This is a genomic window from Aequorivita viscosa, assembly GCF_900106795.1.
GTDB classification, from domain to species: Bacteria; Bacteroidota; Bacteroidia; order Flavobacteriales; family Flavobacteriaceae; genus Aequorivita; species Aequorivita viscosa.
The window spans coordinates 72,080-91,064 of record NZ_FNNS01000011.1 but is presented as its reverse complement, the minus strand read 5'-3'; the positions used below and the strand labels follow the sequence as shown (position 1 = coordinate 91,064).

At 36.9% G+C, this 18,985-nt stretch carries 18 protein-coding genes; 11 read left to right on the top strand and 7 right to left on the bottom strand.

Annotated features, from left to right (window positions below):
• Positions 1-123 precede the first annotated feature (123 nt).
• The 8 genes from BLW28_RS08250 (at position 124) to BLW28_RS08215 (ending at position 9,153) form a co-directional block, all read left to right on the top strand.
• Entirely contained in the window at positions 124-672 is a 549-nt protein-coding gene (locus tag BLW28_RS08250; RefSeq protein WP_073217192.1) for a nucleotide exchange factor GrpE, read from the top strand.
• Positions 673-674: 2 nt separating this feature from the next.
• Positions 675-1,793: a molecular chaperone DnaJ gene (gene dnaJ, locus BLW28_RS08245; RefSeq protein WP_073217195.1), complete on the top strand. Its 1,119-nt coding sequence runs from the start codon at positions 675-677 to the stop codon at positions 1,791-1,793.
• Positions 1,794-2,308: 515 nt separating this feature from the next.
• Positions 2,309-3,235, top strand: a complete 927-nt coding sequence (locus tag BLW28_RS08240) for an ABC transporter ATP-binding protein (RefSeq protein ID WP_073217198.1) — start codon at positions 2,309-2,311, stop codon at positions 3,233-3,235.
• Positions 3,236-3,240: 5 nt separating this feature from the next.
• Positions 3,241-4,548 carry an ABC transporter permease gene (locus BLW28_RS08235; RefSeq protein WP_073217201.1) on the top strand — a complete coding sequence of 436 codons (1,308 nt, stop codon included), beginning with the start codon at positions 3,241-3,243 and terminating at the stop codon, positions 4,546-4,548.
• A gap of 61 nt (positions 4,549-4,609) precedes the next feature.
• Positions 4,610-5,530, top strand: a complete 921-nt coding sequence (locus tag BLW28_RS08230; RefSeq protein WP_073217204.1) for a DUF6268 family outer membrane beta-barrel protein — start codon at positions 4,610-4,612, stop codon at positions 5,528-5,530.
• A 4-nt stretch (positions 5,531-5,534) separates the two neighbouring features.
• Positions 5,535-6,698 carry a sigma-54-dependent transcriptional regulator gene (locus BLW28_RS08225; protein ID WP_073217207.1) on the top strand — a complete coding sequence of 388 codons (1,164 nt, stop codon included), beginning with the start codon at positions 5,535-5,537 and terminating at the stop codon, positions 6,696-6,698.
• Positions 6,699-6,818: 120 nt separating this feature from the next.
• On the top strand, positions 6,819-7,697 hold the full coding sequence (locus BLW28_RS08220; RefSeq protein ID WP_073217210.1) for a PPK2 family polyphosphate kinase: 879 nt from the start codon (positions 6,819-6,821) through the stop codon (positions 7,695-7,697).
• A 64-nt stretch (positions 7,698-7,761) separates the two neighbouring features.
• Entirely contained in the window at positions 7,762-9,153 is a 1,392-nt protein-coding gene (locus BLW28_RS08215) for a M20/M25/M40 family metallo-hydrolase (RefSeq protein ID WP_073217213.1), read from the top strand.
• Positions 9,154-9,189: 36 nt separating this feature from the next.
• Here the strand turns inward: BLW28_RS08215 and BLW28_RS08210 are convergent, their stop codons facing one another.
• Positions 9,190-9,849, bottom strand: a complete 660-nt coding sequence (locus tag BLW28_RS08210) for an endonuclease III domain-containing protein (RefSeq protein WP_073217216.1) — start codon at positions 9,847-9,849, stop codon at positions 9,190-9,192.
• 31 nt (positions 9,850-9,880) lie between these two features.
• Between BLW28_RS08210 and bcp the strand changes: the two genes are divergently transcribed.
• Positions 9,881-10,333: a thioredoxin-dependent thiol peroxidase gene (gene bcp / locus BLW28_RS08205; protein ID WP_073217219.1), complete on the top strand. Its 453-nt coding sequence runs from the start codon at positions 9,881-9,883 to the stop codon at positions 10,331-10,333.
• On the opposite strand, the gene BLW28_RS08200 is transcribed toward bcp, so the two are convergent.
• Positions 10,330-11,784 carry a nicotinate-nucleotide adenylyltransferase gene (locus BLW28_RS08200; protein ID WP_073217222.1) on the bottom strand — a complete coding sequence of 485 codons (1,455 nt, stop codon included), beginning with the start codon at positions 11,782-11,784 and terminating at the stop codon, positions 10,330-10,332. The genes bcp and BLW28_RS08200 overlap by 4 nt on opposite strands.
• A 170-nt stretch (positions 11,785-11,954) precedes the next feature.
• Between BLW28_RS08200 and BLW28_RS08195 the strand changes: the two genes are divergently transcribed.
• Together BLW28_RS08195 and BLW28_RS08190 are read left to right on the top strand one after the other, a co-directional pair.
• Positions 11,955-12,731 carry an MBL fold metallo-hydrolase gene (locus BLW28_RS08195; RefSeq protein ID WP_083540700.1) on the top strand — a complete coding sequence of 259 codons (777 nt, stop codon included), beginning with the start codon at positions 11,955-11,957 and terminating at the stop codon, positions 12,729-12,731.
• Positions 12,732-12,796: 65 nt separating this feature from the next.
• Positions 12,797-13,228 (top strand): hypothetical protein, encoded by a 432-nt coding sequence (locus BLW28_RS08190; RefSeq protein WP_083540693.1) that lies wholly within the window; start codon positions 12,797-12,799, stop codon positions 13,226-13,228.
• 76 nt (positions 13,229-13,304) lie between these two features.
• On the opposite strand, the gene BLW28_RS08185 is transcribed toward BLW28_RS08190, so the two are convergent.
• From BLW28_RS08185 to BLW28_RS08165, 5 genes are all read right to left on the bottom strand, one after another.
• Positions 13,305-13,961 (bottom strand): alpha/beta hydrolase, encoded by a 657-nt coding sequence (locus BLW28_RS08185; RefSeq protein WP_073217228.1) that lies wholly within the window; start codon positions 13,959-13,961, stop codon positions 13,305-13,307.
• Between the two features lie 89 nt (positions 13,962-14,050).
• The gene (locus BLW28_RS08180; RefSeq protein WP_073217231.1) at positions 14,051-14,371 is read right to left on the bottom strand and encodes a hypothetical protein; all 321 of its coding nucleotides are present in this window, start codon (positions 14,369-14,371) and stop codon (positions 14,051-14,053) included.
• Positions 14,371-15,627 carry a dihydroorotase gene (locus BLW28_RS08175; RefSeq protein WP_073217234.1) on the bottom strand — a complete coding sequence of 419 codons (1,257 nt, stop codon included), beginning with the start codon at positions 15,625-15,627 and terminating at the stop codon, positions 14,371-14,373. Before BLW28_RS08175 ends, BLW28_RS08180 begins: the two co-directional genes overlap by 1 nt.
• A 115-nt stretch (positions 15,628-15,742) precedes the next feature.
• The gene (locus BLW28_RS08170) at positions 15,743-17,665 is read right to left on the bottom strand and encodes a BatA domain-containing protein (RefSeq protein WP_073217237.1); all 1,923 of its coding nucleotides are present in this window, start codon (positions 17,663-17,665) and stop codon (positions 15,743-15,745) included.
• A 74-nt stretch (positions 17,666-17,739) separates the two neighbouring features.
• A complete protein-coding gene (locus tag BLW28_RS08165) occupies positions 17,740-18,981 on the bottom strand; it encodes a sensor histidine kinase (protein ID WP_234946458.1) in 1,242 nt (413 codons plus the stop codon).
• Positions 18,982-18,985: the final 4 nt, after the last annotated feature.

Genomic DNA, 18,985 nt, shown 5'->3' with positions numbered 1-18,985 from the left:
TAATATTTTATAAACCATTTTCTCTTAAAGTAATATTAAATTAAAACCAGTGACATTTTGACATTTTACTACAAATGGCAGTACTTTTGCACCCTTCTGAAAAACTTGAAAGAAATAGCTACTATGAGCAAAAAAGATAAATCTAAAGAAAACGACTCGATTGAGGAAGTAGAGTTGAATGAGAATGAAAATACCGAACAGGAAATGGATCAAGAGCACACTGATGATGCCGTTGCTGTAATAAAAGACGAATTAGCACGTGAAAAAGATCGCTATTTACGACTTTTTGCAGAATTCGAAAACTATAAAAAGCGCACAGCCAGAGAACGTATCGAAATGTTCAAAACCGCTGGGGAAGATATTGTTTTATCCTTATTGCCTGTTTTAGACGATTTTGAAAGAGCCCTAAAAGAAATAGATAAAATTGAAGACAACCATTTTAAAGGTGTAGGGTTAATAAACAACAAGCTTCGCGAAACATTACGTTCTAAAGGACTCGAAATGATGGAAGTAAAGCAGGGCGATAGTTTTGATTCTGAAGCACACGAAGCAATTACACAAATACCCGCTCCAGATAAAAAGCTAAAAGGCAAAATTATAGATGTGGTTGAAAAAGGCTACACGTTAGGTGATAAAATAATCCGCTATCCAAAAGTAGTAATAGGACAATAGATATGAAGGAAGATTATTATGAAATTCTTGGCATTTCAAAAAGTGCCACAGCGGCAGAAATAAAAAAAGCATATCGAAAAAAAGCACTTCAATACCATCCTGACAAAAACCCAGGAGATAGTGAAGCGGAGGCGATGTTTAAAAAGTCGGCCGAAGCATACGAAGTTCTAAGCGATCCAAATAAACGTTCACGCTACGATCAATATGGTCACCAAGCTTTCGAAGGCGGTGGTTTTGGCGGCGGCGGAATGAATATGGACGACATCTTCAGCCAGTTTGGGGATATTTTCGGTAGTCAATTTGGCGGCGGTTTTGGCGGTGGCTTCGGAGGAGGCTTTGGCGGCGGTCGTAAAACAGTAAAAGGCAGCAACCTGAGAATACGTGTTCAGCTTACTTTGGAAGAAATAGCCAATGGCGTTGAAAAGAAAATTAAGGTAAAGCGTAAAAAACTGGCAAAGGGAACAACTTATAAAACCTGTACTACGTGTAATGGGCAAGGCCAAATTACTAGAATTCAGAATACTATTTTAGGTAGAATGCAAACTTCTGCGCCGTGTACTACCTGTGGTGGTTTGGGGCAAATGGTCGACTCGAAACCTGCAAATGCCGATGCCGATGGAATGTTGGCTACCGAAGAAACGGTTTCAATCAAAATTCCAGCGGGAGTAGTAGACGGGATGCAATTAAAAGTGTCTGGAAAGGGTAACGATGCACCAGCAAATGGAATTTCGGGCGATTTATTAGTTGCCATTGAAGAAAAACCGCACGAAACTTTACAGCGCGAGGGTGACAACCTGCATTATGACCTATATATAAGTATTTCAGAAGCTGTTTTAGGAACATCTAAAGAGATTGAAACCGTTTCAGGAAAAGTTCGCATAAAAATTGATTCTGGTGTGCAAAGCGGTAAAATACTACGATTACGAAATAAAGGAATTCCAAGTATTAACGGATATGGCACTGGTGACTTACTTGTTCATATTAACGTATGGACGCCAAAATCGCTTTCAAAAGAACAAAGGGATTTCTTTGAAAAAATGAGTAATGATGATCATTTTCAACCGTTACCAGAAAAAGAAGACAAATCATTTTTTGAAAAAGTGAAGGATATGTTCTCTTAAATAATTGTAAATAACATTTTTTCTTTATATTTGAACAATCCCTTTAGAATACGAAGAGACATTTTTCTTTTTCATAGCAATTTTTTTTCCCACCCAAAGATTAATTTTTTGGGTGGGTTTTGTTTTTAAGCCACCTAGTTTACACTATTCGGCCTTTCATTATTTTAACAAACAACCATTTTAAGATAGAGTTCAATAGACGCTTTTTTTTACAAAATTTGTAACTAGCATTTCCTCCTAAATTCAATTAATAATCCACTGTCAAAATGAACGCAGGAGAAAATTCTAGTCTTTCCCACAACTAAATCGTTATAATTTTGCTGTTACCTCCTTGGTTTACTCCAAACACAGGGAAATACCAGCCTAAAAATTAATTTAAAAAGTAGTGAAATTTTAAATAAAAATGTTGGCAGTTACGCTTCAATCCTATATTTGCAAAAGAAATCATAAATCTTACTCACTAATAGGATAGCGCACATTCAAATCAATATATTTACAAACTTCAAATAAATTTTATGGAAAAACTCTTAGAGGTCAATAATGTTTCCAAACACTACGGAGATTATAAAGCGCTTAACGACGTTTCTATAACTGTAGAAAAAGGTAGCATCTTTGGTTTGTTGGGGCCAAATGGCGCCGGAAAAACCACTTTAATAAGAATTATTAACCAAATTACTATGCCCGATTCAGGCAAGGTAATTTTAGATGGCGAGCCACTTCAGCCTCATCATATTCAACAAATTGGATATTTACCAGAGGAACGCGGCCTTTACAAAACAATGAAAGTAGGGGAACAGGCATTATATCTCGCACAGCTTAAAGGACTTTCTAAACAAGAAGCGAAAGCACGATTGAAATATTGGTTCGATCGCTTGGAAATTGGTGATTGGTGGGATAAGAAAATTCAGGAGCTATCTAAGGGTATGGCTCAAAAAATACAATTTGTGGTTACCGTTCTCCACACTCCAAAACTATTGATTTTTGATGAACCATTTAGCGGTTTTGATCCGATTAACGCAAACCTCATTAAAGATGAAATTTTAAAATTACGCGATGATGGAGCGACTGTTATTTTTTCAACGCACCGAATGGAATCAGTCGAAGAAATGTGTGACCATATTGCGTTAATTCATAAATCTAACAAAATATTGGATGGAAGTTTAATTGATATTAAGCGAGAGTACAGAAGCAATACCTTCGAAATTGGATTGGTAACTCCCGATCACGTCGCCACAACGGCTGCATTAAAAGAAAAGTTTGAAATATTTCCGGCTTCATTTAAAAGCATAAATAACGAACTTCAATACAAAGTTAAATTACCTGATTCTAGCTCAAGTAACGATTTTGTAAGCTTTCTTACAGCCCAAGGACAATTAACCCATTTTGTAGAAGTAGTACCATCTGCAAGTGATATTTTTATTGAAACCATCCAAAAAAACTAAGAGCGATGAATCATCTATCTCTGATTATTACAAGGGAATACCTTACCAAAGTCCGTAACAAATCATTCATTATAATGACCTTTTTGAGTCCGCTTCTTATCGTCGGAATCTTTGGACTTGTTGCTTATCTCTCAAACCTGAATAACGATACAGTTCGAAACATCTCTGTTTTAGATGAAAGCGGGCTATTTGCCGAAGATTTTGAAAGCACATCGCACACCAAGTACAAATTGCTGTTTAACGTTCCGTTAGAAGATGCAAAAGCTGAAGCCGAAAAAAACGAAATCTATGGCCTTTTATATATTCCGAAAAGCGAAAATTTAGAATCACTTTCAGAAGGAATTACATTTTATTCTCAAGATTCGCCATCATTATCTATGATGAAAGACATAAACAATATGTTAGAGTCTAAAGTCAATATTCTTAAGCTAAAAGATGCGGGTATAGACTCGCAGTTAATTAATGACCTTCGTATTAAAGTTGCGGCAAATCAAGTAACATTTAAAGGCGAAGAAACCTCAAAAATGGGGTCTGGACTTAAACTCGTTTTCGGTGGTGCTGCAGGATATTTACTGTTTATGTTCATCATTATCTACGGAAATATGATTATGCGAAGCGTAATTGAAGAAAAAACAAGTAGAGTGATTGAGGTAATTATTTCATCGGTAAAACCTCGCGTTTTACTCCTCGGAAAAATAATTGGAACCACCTTGGCTGGTATTACTCAGTTTCTAATTTGGGTTATTCTTAGTTTTGCGTTGTTGACGGCTATTAGCGCTATATTCGGTGTTGACGTTGCTGGGGGAGCTCCTTCGCAACAAGTTATACAACAAGGTGTAGATGGCGGAGCAGAACAAATAGTTCAAGACGTTATTCGAGAGATAAACAATTTACCAATAGCGAACCTAGTTATTATGTTTGTGCTGTTTTTTGTTGGTGGATACCTTCTCTACGCATCGTTATATGCCGCGGTTGGTGCCGCAGTAGATAGCGAAACAGATACTCAGCAGTTTATGATGCCTATTTTAATGCCGTTAATGCTTGCTGTATATGTTGGATTTTTTACTGTAATTGACAATCCTCATGGCACTGTATCTCAGGTGTTTTCGTATATTCCATTTACATCTCCTGTGGTTATGTTAATGCGAATTCCATTTGGTGTGCCGCTGTGGCAACAACTAATTTCGGTTGCCATACTTTTTCTTACTTTCTTCGGAACTGTTTGGTTTGCTGCAAAGATTTATCGTGTAGGAATTTTAATGTACGGGAAAAAACCTACATATAAAGAGCTGCTAAAATGGCTTCGATATTAATAATTTCATTTTAGCGTTGGATGTTGTGGAGATTGATTTATAAATTATAATTTTTGTGTTTATGAGCAGAAGAAAGCCATTGACTATCGTTCTTTTACTTTTTGCAATGGTGTTATCGGCCCAAACAACAGACTTGGCTCGATTGGAATTCTTACACCTTCCTTTTTCAAATTCGGACAATTCGTTGACTAGATATAGGGCGTTAGCTCAATTCCCGATTCGAGTGCACAAGGAAAAAAAGAACTTTATAGTTGTTGGAGCGGAATATCGTTATTTAGATATTAAAATTTCAGATGCAGAAGACAGGTTTTCCAGCATAAAAAATCAGATAAATTCATTTCAAGAAATAGATGCTTACATAGCCTATACTTGGGAACACAATAAGGTATGGCGTTTTGGCGCCAAAATAGGCCCAAAGCTGCAAAGCGATTTTGAAGGGAAATTACAAAAAGATGATATTCTTTTTGAAGTTGGTGTATACGCAATCAAAGACAAACGAAAAAACGTAGCTGAAGGTGAGAAACCCAGTAGATTTATTTTTGGCCTTACGTATTCTAACACACCAGGACGGTGGTTTCCGTTGCCAATTTTAAACTATTATAAAGAGTTTCATCCAAACTGGACGTACACCTTGGGATTGCCAAAAACCAACATACGGCATTACCTTAATAGAAAACGCAAAGATGCTATTCAAGCTTTTGTTACTTTAGACAACGATTACGCTAATATTCACCAGGATTTTGCCCCTAATTCGCAAGATCAAAACCCCGATAGAAGAATCGCCGAAAATATTCAGGTTACAATGGGAATAGCAGGTGTGGGATACGAACATTTTTTTACAGAAAATTTACTATTTTATGCCTATGCAGCACATTCGGTCTACAGCAACTTCAGGTTTGAAGATAATGATGGGAATAAGGTATATCAAATTAACAATGAAAATTCACCCTATTTTAGAACAGGGTTAAAATTTAAATACTAACAAAATGGCTAGAATACTCATAATTGAAGACGAAGCGGCTATCCGACGCGTATTAAATAAAATCTTGACCGAAGAAAATAAAGGCTATGAGGTTTTTGAAGCAGAAGATGGCTTAGCAGGAATGGAAATCATTAAAAATGAAGATTTCGATTTAGTGCTTTGTGATATCAAAATGCCAAAAATGGACGGGGTTGAAGTTTTAGAAGCCATCAAAAAAATTAAACCGGAAATTCCCATTGTAATGATTTCAGGTCACGGCGATTTAGATACCGCTGTAAACACAATGCGTTTGGGCGCTTTTGATTATATCTCGAAACCACCAGATTTAAATCGGTTGCTCAATACCGTGCGAATTGCCTTGGATACGCAAGAATTAGTTGTAGAAAACGCTAGGCTTAAGAAAAAAGTTTCTAAGAATTATGAAATGATCGGAGAATCTTCTGCCATTGAAAAAATCAAGGAAATGATTGAAAAAGTTGCCCCAACCGAAGCTCGCGTGCTAATTACGGGCCCTAACGGCACAGGAAAAGAGTTGGTGGCACATTGGTTACATCAAAAAAGCGATAGGAGTAGTGGCCCAATGATAGAAGTAAATTGTGCTGCAATTCCGAGTGAGTTGATCGAAAGTGAACTCTTTGGTCATGTAAAAGGAGCCTTTACTTCTGCAAATAAAGACAGGGCTGGAAAGTTTGAAGCAGCCAATGGCGGAACTATTTTTCTTGATGAAGTAGGAGATATGAGCCTCTCGGCACAGGCCAAAGTATTGCGGGCACTGCAAGAAAATAAAGTGCAACGCGTTGGAAGCGATAAGGATATTAAGGTGGATGTTAGAGTAATTACAGCCACCAATAAAGATTTAAAAAAAGAAATTGAAGAAGGTCGCTTTCGTGAAGACCTCTATCACAGATTGGCGGTAATTCTAATAAAAGTTCCTGCACTAAAGGACCGACAAGGGGATATTCCACTGTTAGTTGAATATTTCGCCGAAAAGATTTCAAAAGAACACGGCACTACACAAAAGAAATTTTCCACAAAAGCCGTAAAGTTGTTACAAGAATACGATTGGACTGGAAATATTAGAGAGTTGCGCAACGTTGTAGAACGACTAATCATTCTAGGCGGACAAGAAATTAGCGAAGATGATGTAAAATCGTTTGCCAGCAAATAGGGTAGCGACGCACTGCGATGTATCGAAAATTGCAGAATATCGTGACTAGCTAGAACGAATAAATAGGATCAATTAAAAATTCAGAATCAATAAAAAATCCTTCACATAGAAAACATCGATATGAAAGAAATTAAAGTTGAAGATTTCAAGGTTTCTGATACAATCAGGATTGGCGAAACAAAAACTAAATTTGACCTCAATGCTTCAAGGAAGGAGCTAAAAAAACAATTAAAAAGCACCCGAAAGGAGTTAGGTAAGCTTCAAGATACCTTATATGCTCACGGAAAGTATGCTGTTCTGGTTTGTATTCAAGGAATGGATACCGCTGGAAAAGACAGTTTAATTCGTGAGGTATTTAAAGATTTTAACGCACGCGGAGTTGTAGTTCATAGTTTTAAAACGCCAACCGCCCTCGAAAAACGCCACGACTATTTATGGCGCCACTATATCGCACTTCCTGAACGTGGAAAATTTGGTGTTTTTAACCGAACTCATTACGAAAATGTATTGGTTACCCGAGTGCATCCAGAGTATATTCTCGGTGAAAACTTGCCGCACGTAAACGCGTTAGACGATATAAACGAAGCGTTTTGGGATAAGCGTTTTCAACAAATAAATGATTTTGAAAAAACCATTCAGGAAAACGGGACTATTATCTTCAAATTCTTTTTAAACCTTTCAAAAGAAGAACAAAAGCATAGACAACTGCGCCGCTTGGATAAGCCAAATAAAAACTGGAAGTTCTCTCCAGGCGATTTAGATGAACGTGAATTATGGGACGATTATCAAAAATGCTATGAAGAAGCCATCAATCGTACTTCCAAGCCTAACGCACCGTGGTTTATTGTACCGTCAGACAACAAAGAAACAGCCCGTGTTATTATGGCTGAAATAATGCTTCAAGAGCTCAAAAAGTATAAAGGCATAAAAGAGCCCGAATTGGATGACCATATCAAAGCTAAAATTTCCGAATATAGAGAACGGCTTATGAACGATTAAGGTTATCAAAACTCAAAATTTCGGCTCCATAGCCCGGAGCTTATAATAGACTTAAAAACAAACAATGAAAACTTGCTCATTTCGCATACTAATCATTCTGCTTATTTTTTCTTGCACAGGAATTGCCCAGAATAAAGACCAAGATTCAATAATGATCAACAAGCTATTTACAACTGTTTTAACAGAAGGTAAAAGTTATGAATGGCTGGATCATTTGGCCAATGAAATAGGAGGAAGGCTCTCAGGTTCTATTGAAGCAGAAAGAGCAGTTAAATATACGGAAGCTATACTTAACGAATTAGGTTTAGACAACGTGTGGTTACAACCTGTAATGGTTCCAAAATGGACAAGAGGCTTTAAGGAATACGCTTATTTAGAAACTGCAGGCGGTCAAAAAAGAGTAATGGATATTTGCGCCTTAGGTGGTTCTATAGCCACTCCAAGTTTAGGAATTAAAGCCGAAGTAGTAGAAGTGCAAGGAATAGAAGAACTTGCTTCGCTTGGAAAGGAAAAATTATCTGGTAAAATTGTTTTCTTTAACAGACCAATGAACCCCAGTTTTATTCATACTTATCAGGCGTATGGTGAAGCTGCAGATCAGCGATATGCAGGCGCAAAAGAAGCGGCGAAGTATGGTGCCGTTGGCGTTTTAGTACGCTCATTAACCCATAGTTTAGACGATTATCCACATACTGGATCAATGACTTATGGCGATTTACCCTCGAGTAAGCATATTCCAGCGGCAGCCATCAGTACAAACGGGGCAGAATATTTAAGCAGTCTGCTAAAATTGCAACCCGATCTAAAGTTTTATTATAAAATGAACTGCAAAACTTGGGATGACGTGCAAAGCTATAATGTAATTGGCGAAATTACCGGAAGCACATATCCTGATGAATATATGGTTGTAGGCGCACACCTCGACAGTTGGGACCTTGCAGATGGTGCGCAAGATGATGGGGCAGGAGTAGTGCAGAGTATGGAGGTGCTTCACCTATTTAAAAAATTAGGCTATAAGCCAAAACATACGATTCGTGCTGTTTTATTTATGAATGAAGAAAACGGCCTTCGCGGTGGAAAAAAATATGCCGAAGAAATAAAACGAAAAGGGGAAAAACATAGGTTTGCAATTGAAAGCGATGCTGGTGGTTTTACTCCAAGAGGGTTTTCATTTGATACCAATGCAGCCAATCTTGAAAAGGCCAAAAACTGGAAATCGCTCTTTGAACCATATCTAATTCACCTTTTTGAAAAAGGTTATGCTGGAGCGGATATTAATCCTATGAAAGGGAATATAGATGTTCTTGCAGGCCTAGTTCCCGATGGGCAACGTTATTTCAATCACCACCACGCAGCCACCGATACTTTTGATGCTGTAAACAAACGCGAATTGGAATTGGGCGCCGCAACAATGGCGAGTATCTTGTATCTTTTTGATAGGTACGGCACTAACTAAATCAAAGTCGTTTCAACTCCTTTAAAAGTCAATACATCACTTCTTTTTCTTCTTTAGGTAATCGTCGATAACACTCTTTCTTCCAATAGTTTTAGTGATAATATCCTTATCTAAATCCCAGCCACGAGCAGGTGAGTATTGGCGCGCATACCATATCATTTGAAGGTGTAATAGATTCCAACTATGTTCGGGGAATAAACGTTTCGCGTCCTTCTCGGTTTGCACTACATTTTTACCATTAGAGAGTCCCCAACGATACATCATTCTGTGGATATGGGTGTCTACTGGAAATGCGGGAATATTAAAAGCTTGACTCATTACTACGCTCGCTGTTTTATGTCCAACCGCTGGAAATGTTTTTAACGCTTCAAGATCGGCAGGCACTTTTCCATCGTATTTATCAATCAATATTTGAGAGAGCCCATGAATACCTTTTGATTTCATAGGTGACAATCCAACTGGCCGAATAATGTCACGAATTTCTTCAACAGATAATTTTACCATATCGTACGGGTTGTCAGCAACTTCAAAAAGCAACGGAGTTATTTGGTTTACCCGTACATCTGTACTTTGAGCCGAGAGGAGAACCGCAATTAGCAGTGTGTAAGGATCTTTGTGGTCTAAAGGAATCGGTACTTGAGGATAAAGTTTGTTCAATGTTTCAATAACAAATTTTACTTTTTCTTGTTTGGTCATTTTGAAGTACTTTTATACAAAAATAAGGATTATGCAAACATTAAAATCAGGCGACAAGGTACCAAATTTCAAAGTTAACGACCAAGACGGAAACAGTATCAGTTCTGAAGATTATAAAGGTAAAAAATGGATTGTTTTTTTCTATCCAAAAGCTAGTACCCCAGGTTGTACAAATGAAGTTTGTAACCTTCGTGACAATTATGAAGAACTTCAAAAACAAGGTTACGAGCTTTTAGGCGTAAGTGCCGACAGTGAAAAGCGTCAGAAAAACTTTAAAGAGAAACACAAACTTCCATTCCCTTTATTGGCCGATGAAAATAAAGAAGTGCTCAATGCGTTTGGGGTTTGGGGGCCAAAGAAGTTTATGGGGAAAACGTACGACGGAATTCATCGTATGACGTTTATAATAGACGAAACAGGTATTGTAGAACGTGTTATTGAGAAAGTAAAAACCAAGGATCACGCTGCACAGATATTGGATTAGTTTCCAATATCTTTAAGCGAACGGCGGTAATTGAATAGCTTTTTACTTTTAATGATTTCCGAAACACCTTCTGGCAGCATTTTTTCCCAACCGTCGTCATCTTTTTCAATTTTAAGAAGAACGTCGCGCGAAAATATATCCAGAAATTCAGGGTTGTAGTCGGCAATATCAACAAGCCTACCGTTGTATTTAAAAAACTTGTAGAGTTCCTTCATTCGTGGATGAACCTTCAAGTTTTTGCTATTTATATATTCCCCTGTTTTTAAATCTTTCATAGGGTAGAGGTACACTTTTAGATCTTTGTAAAATAGTTTTCCAAAAGCTTCTAAAATACCACCGCTTAAATGGCGATAGTACTTTTCGTCAAAAATATCGATTAGGTTATTAACGCCCATGGCCAGACCCATTCGCATTTTTGTGTAGCGCGCAAAATATTCAACCAATCGATAATATTCTTGAAAATTTGATATCATCACTGTATGACCCAGATTACAGAGTAGTTTTGCACGATCCAGAAAGTCTTCTTCGTCAATTTCGCCTGTAGCCCTTAAATTTGAAAGGGTTATTTCAAAAATCACCTCTGTTCGTTCTTCTTTAACCCTGTTTTCCAATAGAAATAACTCATAGGCCTGTTCGTACATATCAATATTTACATTGGTTACAGGTCTAAAACTGCCTCTAAAAGCAAGTATATTCTTTTTATAAAGAATTTTTGCTGGAAGAATATTATAGCCGTCAGGTCCAAACATTACAGCATCGGTCATACCATTTTTAATAAGTTGAAGACTCATTAATCGGTTATCAACATCTTTAAAACGGGGGCCGGAAAAGTTGATTGTATCTATTTCTAACGAATCTTTATCGATGTGATCGTAGAGGTACCTAAGTAATTTCTTTGGATGATCGTATTTGTAATATGCACCATAAATCAAGTTTACGCCTAAAATTCCTAAGGTAATTTGTTGAAGCTGTGCATCATTTTGGTGAAAACGTATATGAAGCGTTATTTCATTATAATCTTCATTAGGATCAACCTGATAACGTATTCCAACCCAACCATGGCCTTTGTATTGCTTAGCAAAATCTATTGTTGTAACCGTATTTGCATACGAAAAAAACAATTTATTCGGATTGGTTTCACGATTAATTCGCTCTTCGATAAGATTAATTTCGTGAGAGAGCATCTTAGTAAGCCTTGCTTCAGTAACATATCTTCCATCATCCTCGACTCCATAAATGGCATCGCTGAAGTCTTTGCCGTAAGCAGACATGGTCTTCGCGATGGTACCAGAAGCACCCCCAACTCTAAAAAAATTACGCACTGTTTCCTGCCCGGCACCAATCTCGGCAAAACTACCGTAAATGTTCTCGTTCAGATTGATTCTTAAAGCCTTACTTTTTATGGAGGGAATTTCCTGAAATTCCTTATCTCCTATTATCGTATTGGGCATAGTAGTGTTCCGTTTTATCGCTAACAAAGGTAGTGAATAGCGTAGGCAAACAAAAAAAATAACTTTATTTTTGCGGGAATGAGACCAGTAAATTTATTCCTTTCTAATACATTCGAAATCTTTCTGAATAGCGTTCAATCTTTTTTACGAATTGTAAACCTTAAATGCAGATGAACTCGAAAATTAAAGTAACATTTCTTGGCACAGGAACCTCTCAAGGTATTCCCGTAATTGGAAGCAACCACCCCGTTTGTAAGAGCAACGATCCTAAAGACAAGCGTTTGCGTGTTTCAGTTTGGGTTCGTTGGAATAATTATTCTTGTGTAATCGATTGTGGTCCTGACTTTAGACAGCAAATGTTGCGTGAAAATGTGACAAAAGTTGATGCAATACTGCTAACACACGAACACAGCGACCATACGGCTGGAATAGACGACATACGGCCTTTCAACTTTATGCAGGGCAAAATGGCTTTTTATGCCCATAAACGAGTTTTTAAAGCGCTTCACCAACGCTTTGAATACGTTTTTACCAAGGAAAACAAATATCCCGGCGCCCCCGATATAGAAGAAATAGAAATAGATAAAAACTCAATTTTTACCATTGGTGGCAAAACAATTGTTACCATTGAAGCCTATCACGACAAATTGCCTGTTTTAGGCTTTCGAATAGATAATTTCACCTATTTAACAGATGTAAAAACAATTGTTCCCGAAGAAATTGAAAAAGTTAAAGGAACCGATGTGCTGGTTATTAACGCATTACGGGAAGAACCCCACTATTCGCATTTTACCTTATCCGAAGCACTCGATTTTATTGATAAAGTGAAACCTAAAAAAGCCTATTTAACGCATATTAGTCACCTTATGGGTTTTCATGAAGAAGTTGAGAAAAAGCTTCCAGAAAATGTACATCTTGCATACGATACACTAACTATAACTATTTAAGAATGAGACGTCAGATATTTCTTTATTTATTCCTTTTTACGCTCCTGCTGATAATTTTTCAGTATATGAACGAAAAAACCATTTTTGAAGCCCAAGAAATGAAAATTGAAAATCTAAGGGCTAAGGTTGAAAATGCTGAAAAGACCATTGCAGAGTTGAAGGAAAAAAACAACGACCTAAACTATTTTACATTGCTTGGAAATGAAAATGCAATGACATACTTAGAGAGTTTTGGATATGATGCTGCCGATATAGAAGCGCTCGTTTCCAATCAAATTTACGATCAAAATGCGCTGAAAGGCAATAATCCGTTAGTCCCTTTTGCTGGAATGAATGGTGACATGAAAGTTAATAAAGTGAAGTTTTTAAACCACAAATGGATTTTAGCAGACTTCACCGATGGCACATATTGGGGCGAAATGGTACTAGAATATTCTATTAGTAAAGACGAAGAATTAACTTTGAATACAATAGCTTCCTTGATATATCCAAATTAAAGAGGATTAGGTTTCGAAATATATGAGAAGTAAATATAACAATCTCAATTACAATTTCCGAAACCTAATAGTACTGCTAGTGCTTGGCCAGCCATTCTTTAAGCTCCTGAAAGTTCTGAGGTGCTACACCGTGACCGACAGGAAATTCAGAATATTTGCAATCAATATTTAAGTTTTCCAAAAAAGGTTTTGTTCTCTGAGCCCATTGCACAGGGATAACCTGATCTACAGTGCCGTGCGAAGTATATACGTTTAAATTACTGAAGTCGTTGTTCTCATAGCCAGACTTCAATATTTCTTCATTTATATAGCCGCTTAGTCCAATCACATTTTTAACTTTTTCTGGATAGCTTAAAGCAACCGAAAAACTCAAAATTGTACCCTGACTGAATCCTAAGAGTGTAATATTGTTTTTATCCACTTGATATTTTTCTATAATTTCATCGATACACTTTGAAACTAACTCTCGCGATTCAATTGCTTGTTCATCGTCGCTAAATTTGCCTTGTGAATTGTCAAAATAGATGTTGTACCACGCATTTCCGTATGGTTGCAGCTTGATAGGGGCCTTTAAAGAGAAGATTGCATATTGGCTGGGTAATTCGCTTGCAAATGAAAACAAATCGTTCTCGTCGCTGCCAAATCCGTGTAGCATAATTATAGCTGGCGGTTTTCCTGACGGATTTTGCGCTGCTCTATAATTGTGTTCTAATTGTAGTTTTTTCTTTTCCATAAAAGCAAAAATAAGCAAGACCTTTCACATTCGGTCTTATTTGTTAATAGTCTAAAAAAATTGAAGTGTTTAAATTGAGATATGCATCCTTAGTTCAAAAAAGAAAACCATTTTTGAAACTTTTCACTTAAAAAAGGAATTCCTTTGGTTTGCCCTCTATAGGCTTGAATCCCACAGTATACCCAAAGAATAAAGCATACAACCCAAAGTAAATCTCCAACTGTATAATCGATTGCTGATTGCACTACCATTGCAGAAACAAATAGCAGAAATATCCCAAACATATTTTTAACGTGCCAAGTAACAAAAGGGTCACGTTTATCTTCATTTAGAAAAAATGCTATAAAAAATCCGACGAACGGTGCATAAGCAATCAAAGCGGTCGATTTTCCTGAAAGGGAGTTCTTCATTATGTGTTTAAAACCAAGTTATTATTTGAAATTATTCCGTACGCCTTTCCTTTTAATTTTGCTCCTAGAAGGGCAGCGTTTTTTGAAGTAGAGGTTATATCATCTTTAGTAAACGTCCAAGTTTCATCGGGAGTAAAAAGTGTAAGTTCGGCAATTTTACCTTCTTCAATTTTCACCTCAGGAATACCAAATACACCTTTTAATCTTGTAAGTGCTGTTATGGTTTTATCAACTCCCAAAATATTGTTGAGCGCTCCAAAACAACTTTCTAGTCCGATGCTACCAAAGTCAGCTCTGTCAAATTCTACATTTTTCCGTTCCACATCTAAAGGATTGTGATCGCTTGTAACGCCATCGATGGTGCCATCCTTAAGGCCTTTAATCAAAGCCTTAACATCTTCATTGGTGCGCAAAGGAGGGAGGAGTTTGTAGTTTGTATCAAAATCTTCCAAAACGCTATCTGTCAATACAAGATTAAAAATTGAAACGCTGCAACTTACATTTAATCCTTTTTTCTTAGCATCTTTAATTAGCGCAACAGACTTTTTAGTTGAAATGGTAGGAATATGAAGTTTCCCGCCTGTATATTCCAAAATGTACAAATCTCGGATAATCTGGAGTTCTTCTGAAAGTGCTGGAATTCCTTTTAACCCAAGACGTGTTCCGCTTAATTCTTCATTAACCACGCCGTTTCGGGCAACTGATTTTTCAAAAGGAAACGATTGAACCAGGCCGTCGAAACCTTGGCAATATTGTAGTGCAATTTTTAATAAGTTTGCATTGGCAATTGGGTTTTTATAATCGTAAAATGATATGGCGCCTTCGCTTTTCATATCGTACAATTCTGCTAAATCAATGCCTTTGCCGCCAAATGTAAGAGCGCCAATAGGGTAAAGGTTTACAGCATTGTTTTCGGCTTTCGATTTAAGAAATTTTATATGCCCTTTGCTATCTGCAACGGGATAACTATTTGAATTTACCGCAACGCTTGTAAAACCGCTATAAGCCGCAGTTTTTAAACCGTTATCAATATTCTCGCGCTCTTCAAATCCAGGTTCGCCAAATGAAACACTGCTATCGAACCAACCTTGTGAAATATGAAGGTTTTTCAAGGAAATTTCCTTTATGCCATCTGCTGCAGGAATTGAGTTGGCTATTTTCTCAATTGTACCATTCACAATTAGAACATCACGCTGTTTTCCGTGGTGGGCTGACGAGGAATCGACTATAGTTGCGGATTTTAATACTATTTTCATATAACTATTCTATATCAATTTAGAAGGCCTTAACTCGGTGGAATTGATTCTCAATTATCTCGAAATTCAACAAATTAATCCGTTCATACGAAACAAGTACAAGCTTACTTGTAACTTATTTCAAAAACTTTAAAATGAGCATTTCACAAAGTAAAAAGAACAATGCAAAAATAACAAACCATTTCCAGAAACTATTGATTGCATTCGCTTCTGAAAGTGAATCGAACAGATCGTTAATCGAATTGTGTAAATTAGCACCTTCCCAGTCTGCAGCATTCAAATAGTTTAATTTGCTTTCGTTCCTAGAGTAATTATAACTCACTGTTTGTAAAACTTCATTGTCCCGAACTAATTCATAACTACCGGCTTTTTTAGGTTCGTCGATTGTCGTAATTAGCACGTGATTCGCTTTGGTTTGTTGTCTTGGAATAAATTGAGAAATGCTGTCTTTCATTGCCAATATTTGGTCTGGGCCCAATTGCACTGGCACGCCAAATGTATTTTGACCTCCAATTACATAGTACAAATTAGGCAAAGGTAAACTCTGCAAGCCCATATTGTAAATAGTTGGCACGACTAAAGGTGAATTTATAAAATTGGAGTTTTCGGTGTCTATAGCAGCGGTGAATAAATAGGTTTTATCCTTCTGAAGTAAAAAAGGCCGTAAGTCTTCAAAAATTAGGGCAGGGGCAGCCGTGGTTTTAATACCGTAAATAGAATTGACCTTTGGATATTGAAAATTCACTACTTCTTTTTCGAATACGCCTTGAAACAACGGATGAGAAAAAACAATTTTGGTAATCTTTTTTTCTTGTTGCAGTGCTTCCGAAAACACCCCTATATTCATCATAGCAAGAAAGCTGTTGTAACTGTTCAAAACAGCGTCGCGCGATGGAATTATCAATACGCTACCACCAGCATCACTAAAGGACTTTAAAGCTGTTGCTAATGAGTTTGGAATATCTTGTAATTGATTCAAAACAATGAAATTCTGATCGGGAATCTGATTGTAATCCAGCGTTTTAAATGTTTGTTGTTTAAATAGGAAACGTTCCTTTTCAAATAGGCGTTGTAGGAAATTACCATCTGCTCCATTAATGGCTAAAACCTTAATTTTTTCTGGTCTGTTTATACTGAAAAATAAACTATTGTCGAATGGCATATTGACCTCGGAAAGCTCCAATTTGCCATTAAATGTTTCAGAAGCGTCTATGTCGAAAGTGATTGTACCAGTCGAATTTTGAGATAAATCTACGGCTGTTTTTGCAGTTAGTTTGCCATTATTAAAAAGCGAAATAGGCACTTCTGAAATCGCATCGCCTTGTTTTGAAACATTTACCTGCAACTGAGTTGTTGTGGCATTTTTTGAAACAACGAAAACACTGTCTATGGTAATATTTGTAGCCTTTACAGGGGCTACCTGTACAGCATCTACTTTAATATTTTGAGATATGTCTGGAAAAGCTTCTTTTTGTTGAAAATCGGAAATAAAGATTAATTGTTTTAAAACATCCTTTTCTTGAGAGAAAAGTTGATCGGCTTTCATTAATACTTGTGATGGCGCCAATTGATTTTGAGAGTACCCAACAGCGAGAATTTCGTTTTTAAAGTCTTGCGAAGAACTGTTTAGTCGTTCGGAATCGTTTGAAAACCAAGTTAATTTTTCCGTTTGTCCGGCTTTATCAAAAAGGTCTTGTACGGCTCTATCAAGTAAACTGCCGCTACTTCCTTTGGCTTGCATACTAAAGGAATTATCAATATAGATAACGGTTTCTTTTTTCGAATTTAAAGCGGTTTTGGAGGCTGTAAAGGGTTGAGCAAATGCAATAATGATACAGGCAAGCGCAAAAAGCCTCATTAGTAGGATTAGCCATTTTTTAATTGTGGAACTTTTTCGGGTTTGAATGGTTACTTTTCTTAAAAAAGCAACATTGGTAAATTCAACGCGTTGAAAGCGCCTAAGTTGGAATAGGTGAATAAATATCGGGATGAGAAGTAAAAAGAGGGCGTATAGAACTTCTGGGTATTTGAACAGCATTCCTAAGATTATTTTTCAAAGATAAAAAAGGTTATGTAATAATATCAAATCCGAAGTACATAAACGGGATTACCTTAAACTATAATTTTTTTCTGAATAGAAAACTTAAAAGTAGTACCAACTCCCAAAGTTGAGAAAATTTCAATTTCCCCTCCCAATTTTGTTATCAATTTCTTTACTGTAGAAAGGCCAATGCCATTTCCTTTTACCCCATTTCTATCAAGAACTCCAATTGTTCCGAAAAGGTCAAAAATATTGCTTAACTCTTCTTCAGGAATACCCATTCCATTGTCAGAAATCGAAAAATAATAAACATCATCTTTTTCAAAGCAGTCAATATCAATTTTTATCTTATCCTTATCGTTATACTTTAGACTGTTACCTACTAGATTGATGAAAATTTGTTCTAGAGCCGACTTATTGGCCTGCATTTCAATATTTTCCTCTGGAAGATTAATTTCACAATCGATATTAATATTTAATAACTCAATGATTTCTTCAATAAGGTCTTGGCTGTCAAAAGTTTCTGCTATACTAGAAATAGTTTTGTCTGTTTCGTAATGTTCTAGTAATCCAGAGATATATTCGCTTAAAGTAAATGAAGACTGTTTAATATAATCTAGGTATTTTTTTGCTTGTGCATCTAAAACGTTCCCGTATTTTGCGTGCAGCATATCGGAGGTGATAATCATATTTGCCAAAGGCATTTTCATATCGTGGGAAACGATTCCTGCAAAACTTTTAAGCTCTTCGTTGCGTTCTTTAAGCTCTTCTTGCGCTGCCAACAACATCCTGTTGTGCTTTCTTGCCTCAAACAGGTTTACTACTTGGTAGGCGAGTGCAGTAAGCGCTCTTCGTTGCTTAGACGTAATAGTTCTTGGCTTGGTATCGAATACACAAAGGGTTCCTAAAGAAAACCCATCAGAATTTACCAAACGGGCACCTGCATAAAATACAGCTTGCATATTGGTTGTAAGCGGATTTTTCTCAAATCGAGGATCTATTCTCGCATCTTCAACTACAAATACATCAGTTTCTTCCAAAATAGCGTGTCCGCAAAAAGAAGTATCCCTTGGCGCTTCATTAAATGCGAGTCCGTAATGAGATTTAAGAAAATTACGGTCCGTATCCAATAGGGTAACTAAAGCTATGGGAGTATCGCAAATACTAGCAGTTAGGGCTGTTATATTATCAAAATCTTTCTCTGGAAGGGTGTCTAGAAGGTGGTATGAACGCACCGCTGCAAGGCGTTGCTTTTCATCAGAGGGAATAGGTGGTTTTATCACGTATTGTTTTCTTTTTGTGGGGCTATCCAAAAAC

Bases quoted from the DNA above. Each gene is read 5' to 3' on its own strand.
- BLW28_RS08180 (WP_073217231.1), bottom strand. From the start codon at position 14,371: ATGAAGAACTCCCTTTCAGGAAAATCGACCGCTTTGATTGCTTATGCA.
- BLW28_RS08215 (WP_073217213.1), top strand. From the start codon at position 7,762: ATGAAAACTTGCTCATTTCGCATACTAATCATTCTGCTTATTTTTTCT.
- dnaJ (WP_073217195.1), top strand. From the start codon at position 675: ATGAAGGAAGATTATTATGAAATTCTTGGCATTTCAAAAAGTGCCACA.
- BLW28_RS08185 (WP_073217228.1), bottom strand. From the start codon at position 13,961: ATGGAAAAGAAAAAACTACAATTAGAACACAATTATAGAGCAGCGCAA.
- BLW28_RS08190 (WP_083540693.1), top strand. From the start codon at position 12,797: ATGAACGAAAAAACCATTTTTGAAGCCCAAGAAATGAAAATTGAAAAT.
- bcp (WP_073217219.1), top strand. From the start codon at position 9,881: ATGCAAACATTAAAATCAGGCGACAAGGTACCAAATTTCAAAGTTAAC.
- BLW28_RS08235 (WP_073217201.1), top strand. From the start codon at position 3,241: ATGAATCATCTATCTCTGATTATTACAAGGGAATACCTTACCAAAGTC.
- BLW28_RS08200 (WP_073217222.1), bottom strand. From the start codon at position 11,784: ATGCCCAATACGATAATAGGAGATAAGGAATTTCAGGAAATTCCCTCC.
- BLW28_RS08250 (WP_073217192.1), top strand. From the start codon at position 124: ATGAGCAAAAAAGATAAATCTAAAGAAAACGACTCGATTGAGGAAGTA.
- BLW28_RS08175 (WP_073217234.1), bottom strand. From the start codon at position 15,627: ATGAAAATAGTATTAAAATCCGCAACTATAGTCGATTCCTCGTCAGCC.
- BLW28_RS08170 (WP_073217237.1), bottom strand. From the start codon at position 17,665: ATGCTGTTCAAATACCCAGAAGTTCTATACGCCCTCTTTTTACTTCTC.
- BLW28_RS08225 (WP_073217207.1), top strand. From the start codon at position 5,535: ATGGCTAGAATACTCATAATTGAAGACGAAGCGGCTATCCGACGCGTA.
- BLW28_RS08230 (WP_073217204.1), top strand. From the start codon at position 4,610: ATGAGCAGAAGAAAGCCATTGACTATCGTTCTTTTACTTTTTGCAATG.
- BLW28_RS08240 (WP_073217198.1), top strand. From the start codon at position 2,309: ATGGAAAAACTCTTAGAGGTCAATAATGTTTCCAAACACTACGGAGAT.
- BLW28_RS08220 (WP_073217210.1), top strand. From the start codon at position 6,819: ATGAAAGAAATTAAAGTTGAAGATTTCAAGGTTTCTGATACAATCAGG.
- BLW28_RS08210 (WP_073217216.1), bottom strand. From the start codon at position 9,849: ATGACCAAACAAGAAAAAGTAAAATTTGTTATTGAAACATTGAACAAA.
- BLW28_RS08195 (WP_083540700.1), top strand. From the start codon at position 11,955: ATGAACTCGAAAATTAAAGTAACATTTCTTGGCACAGGAACCTCTCAA.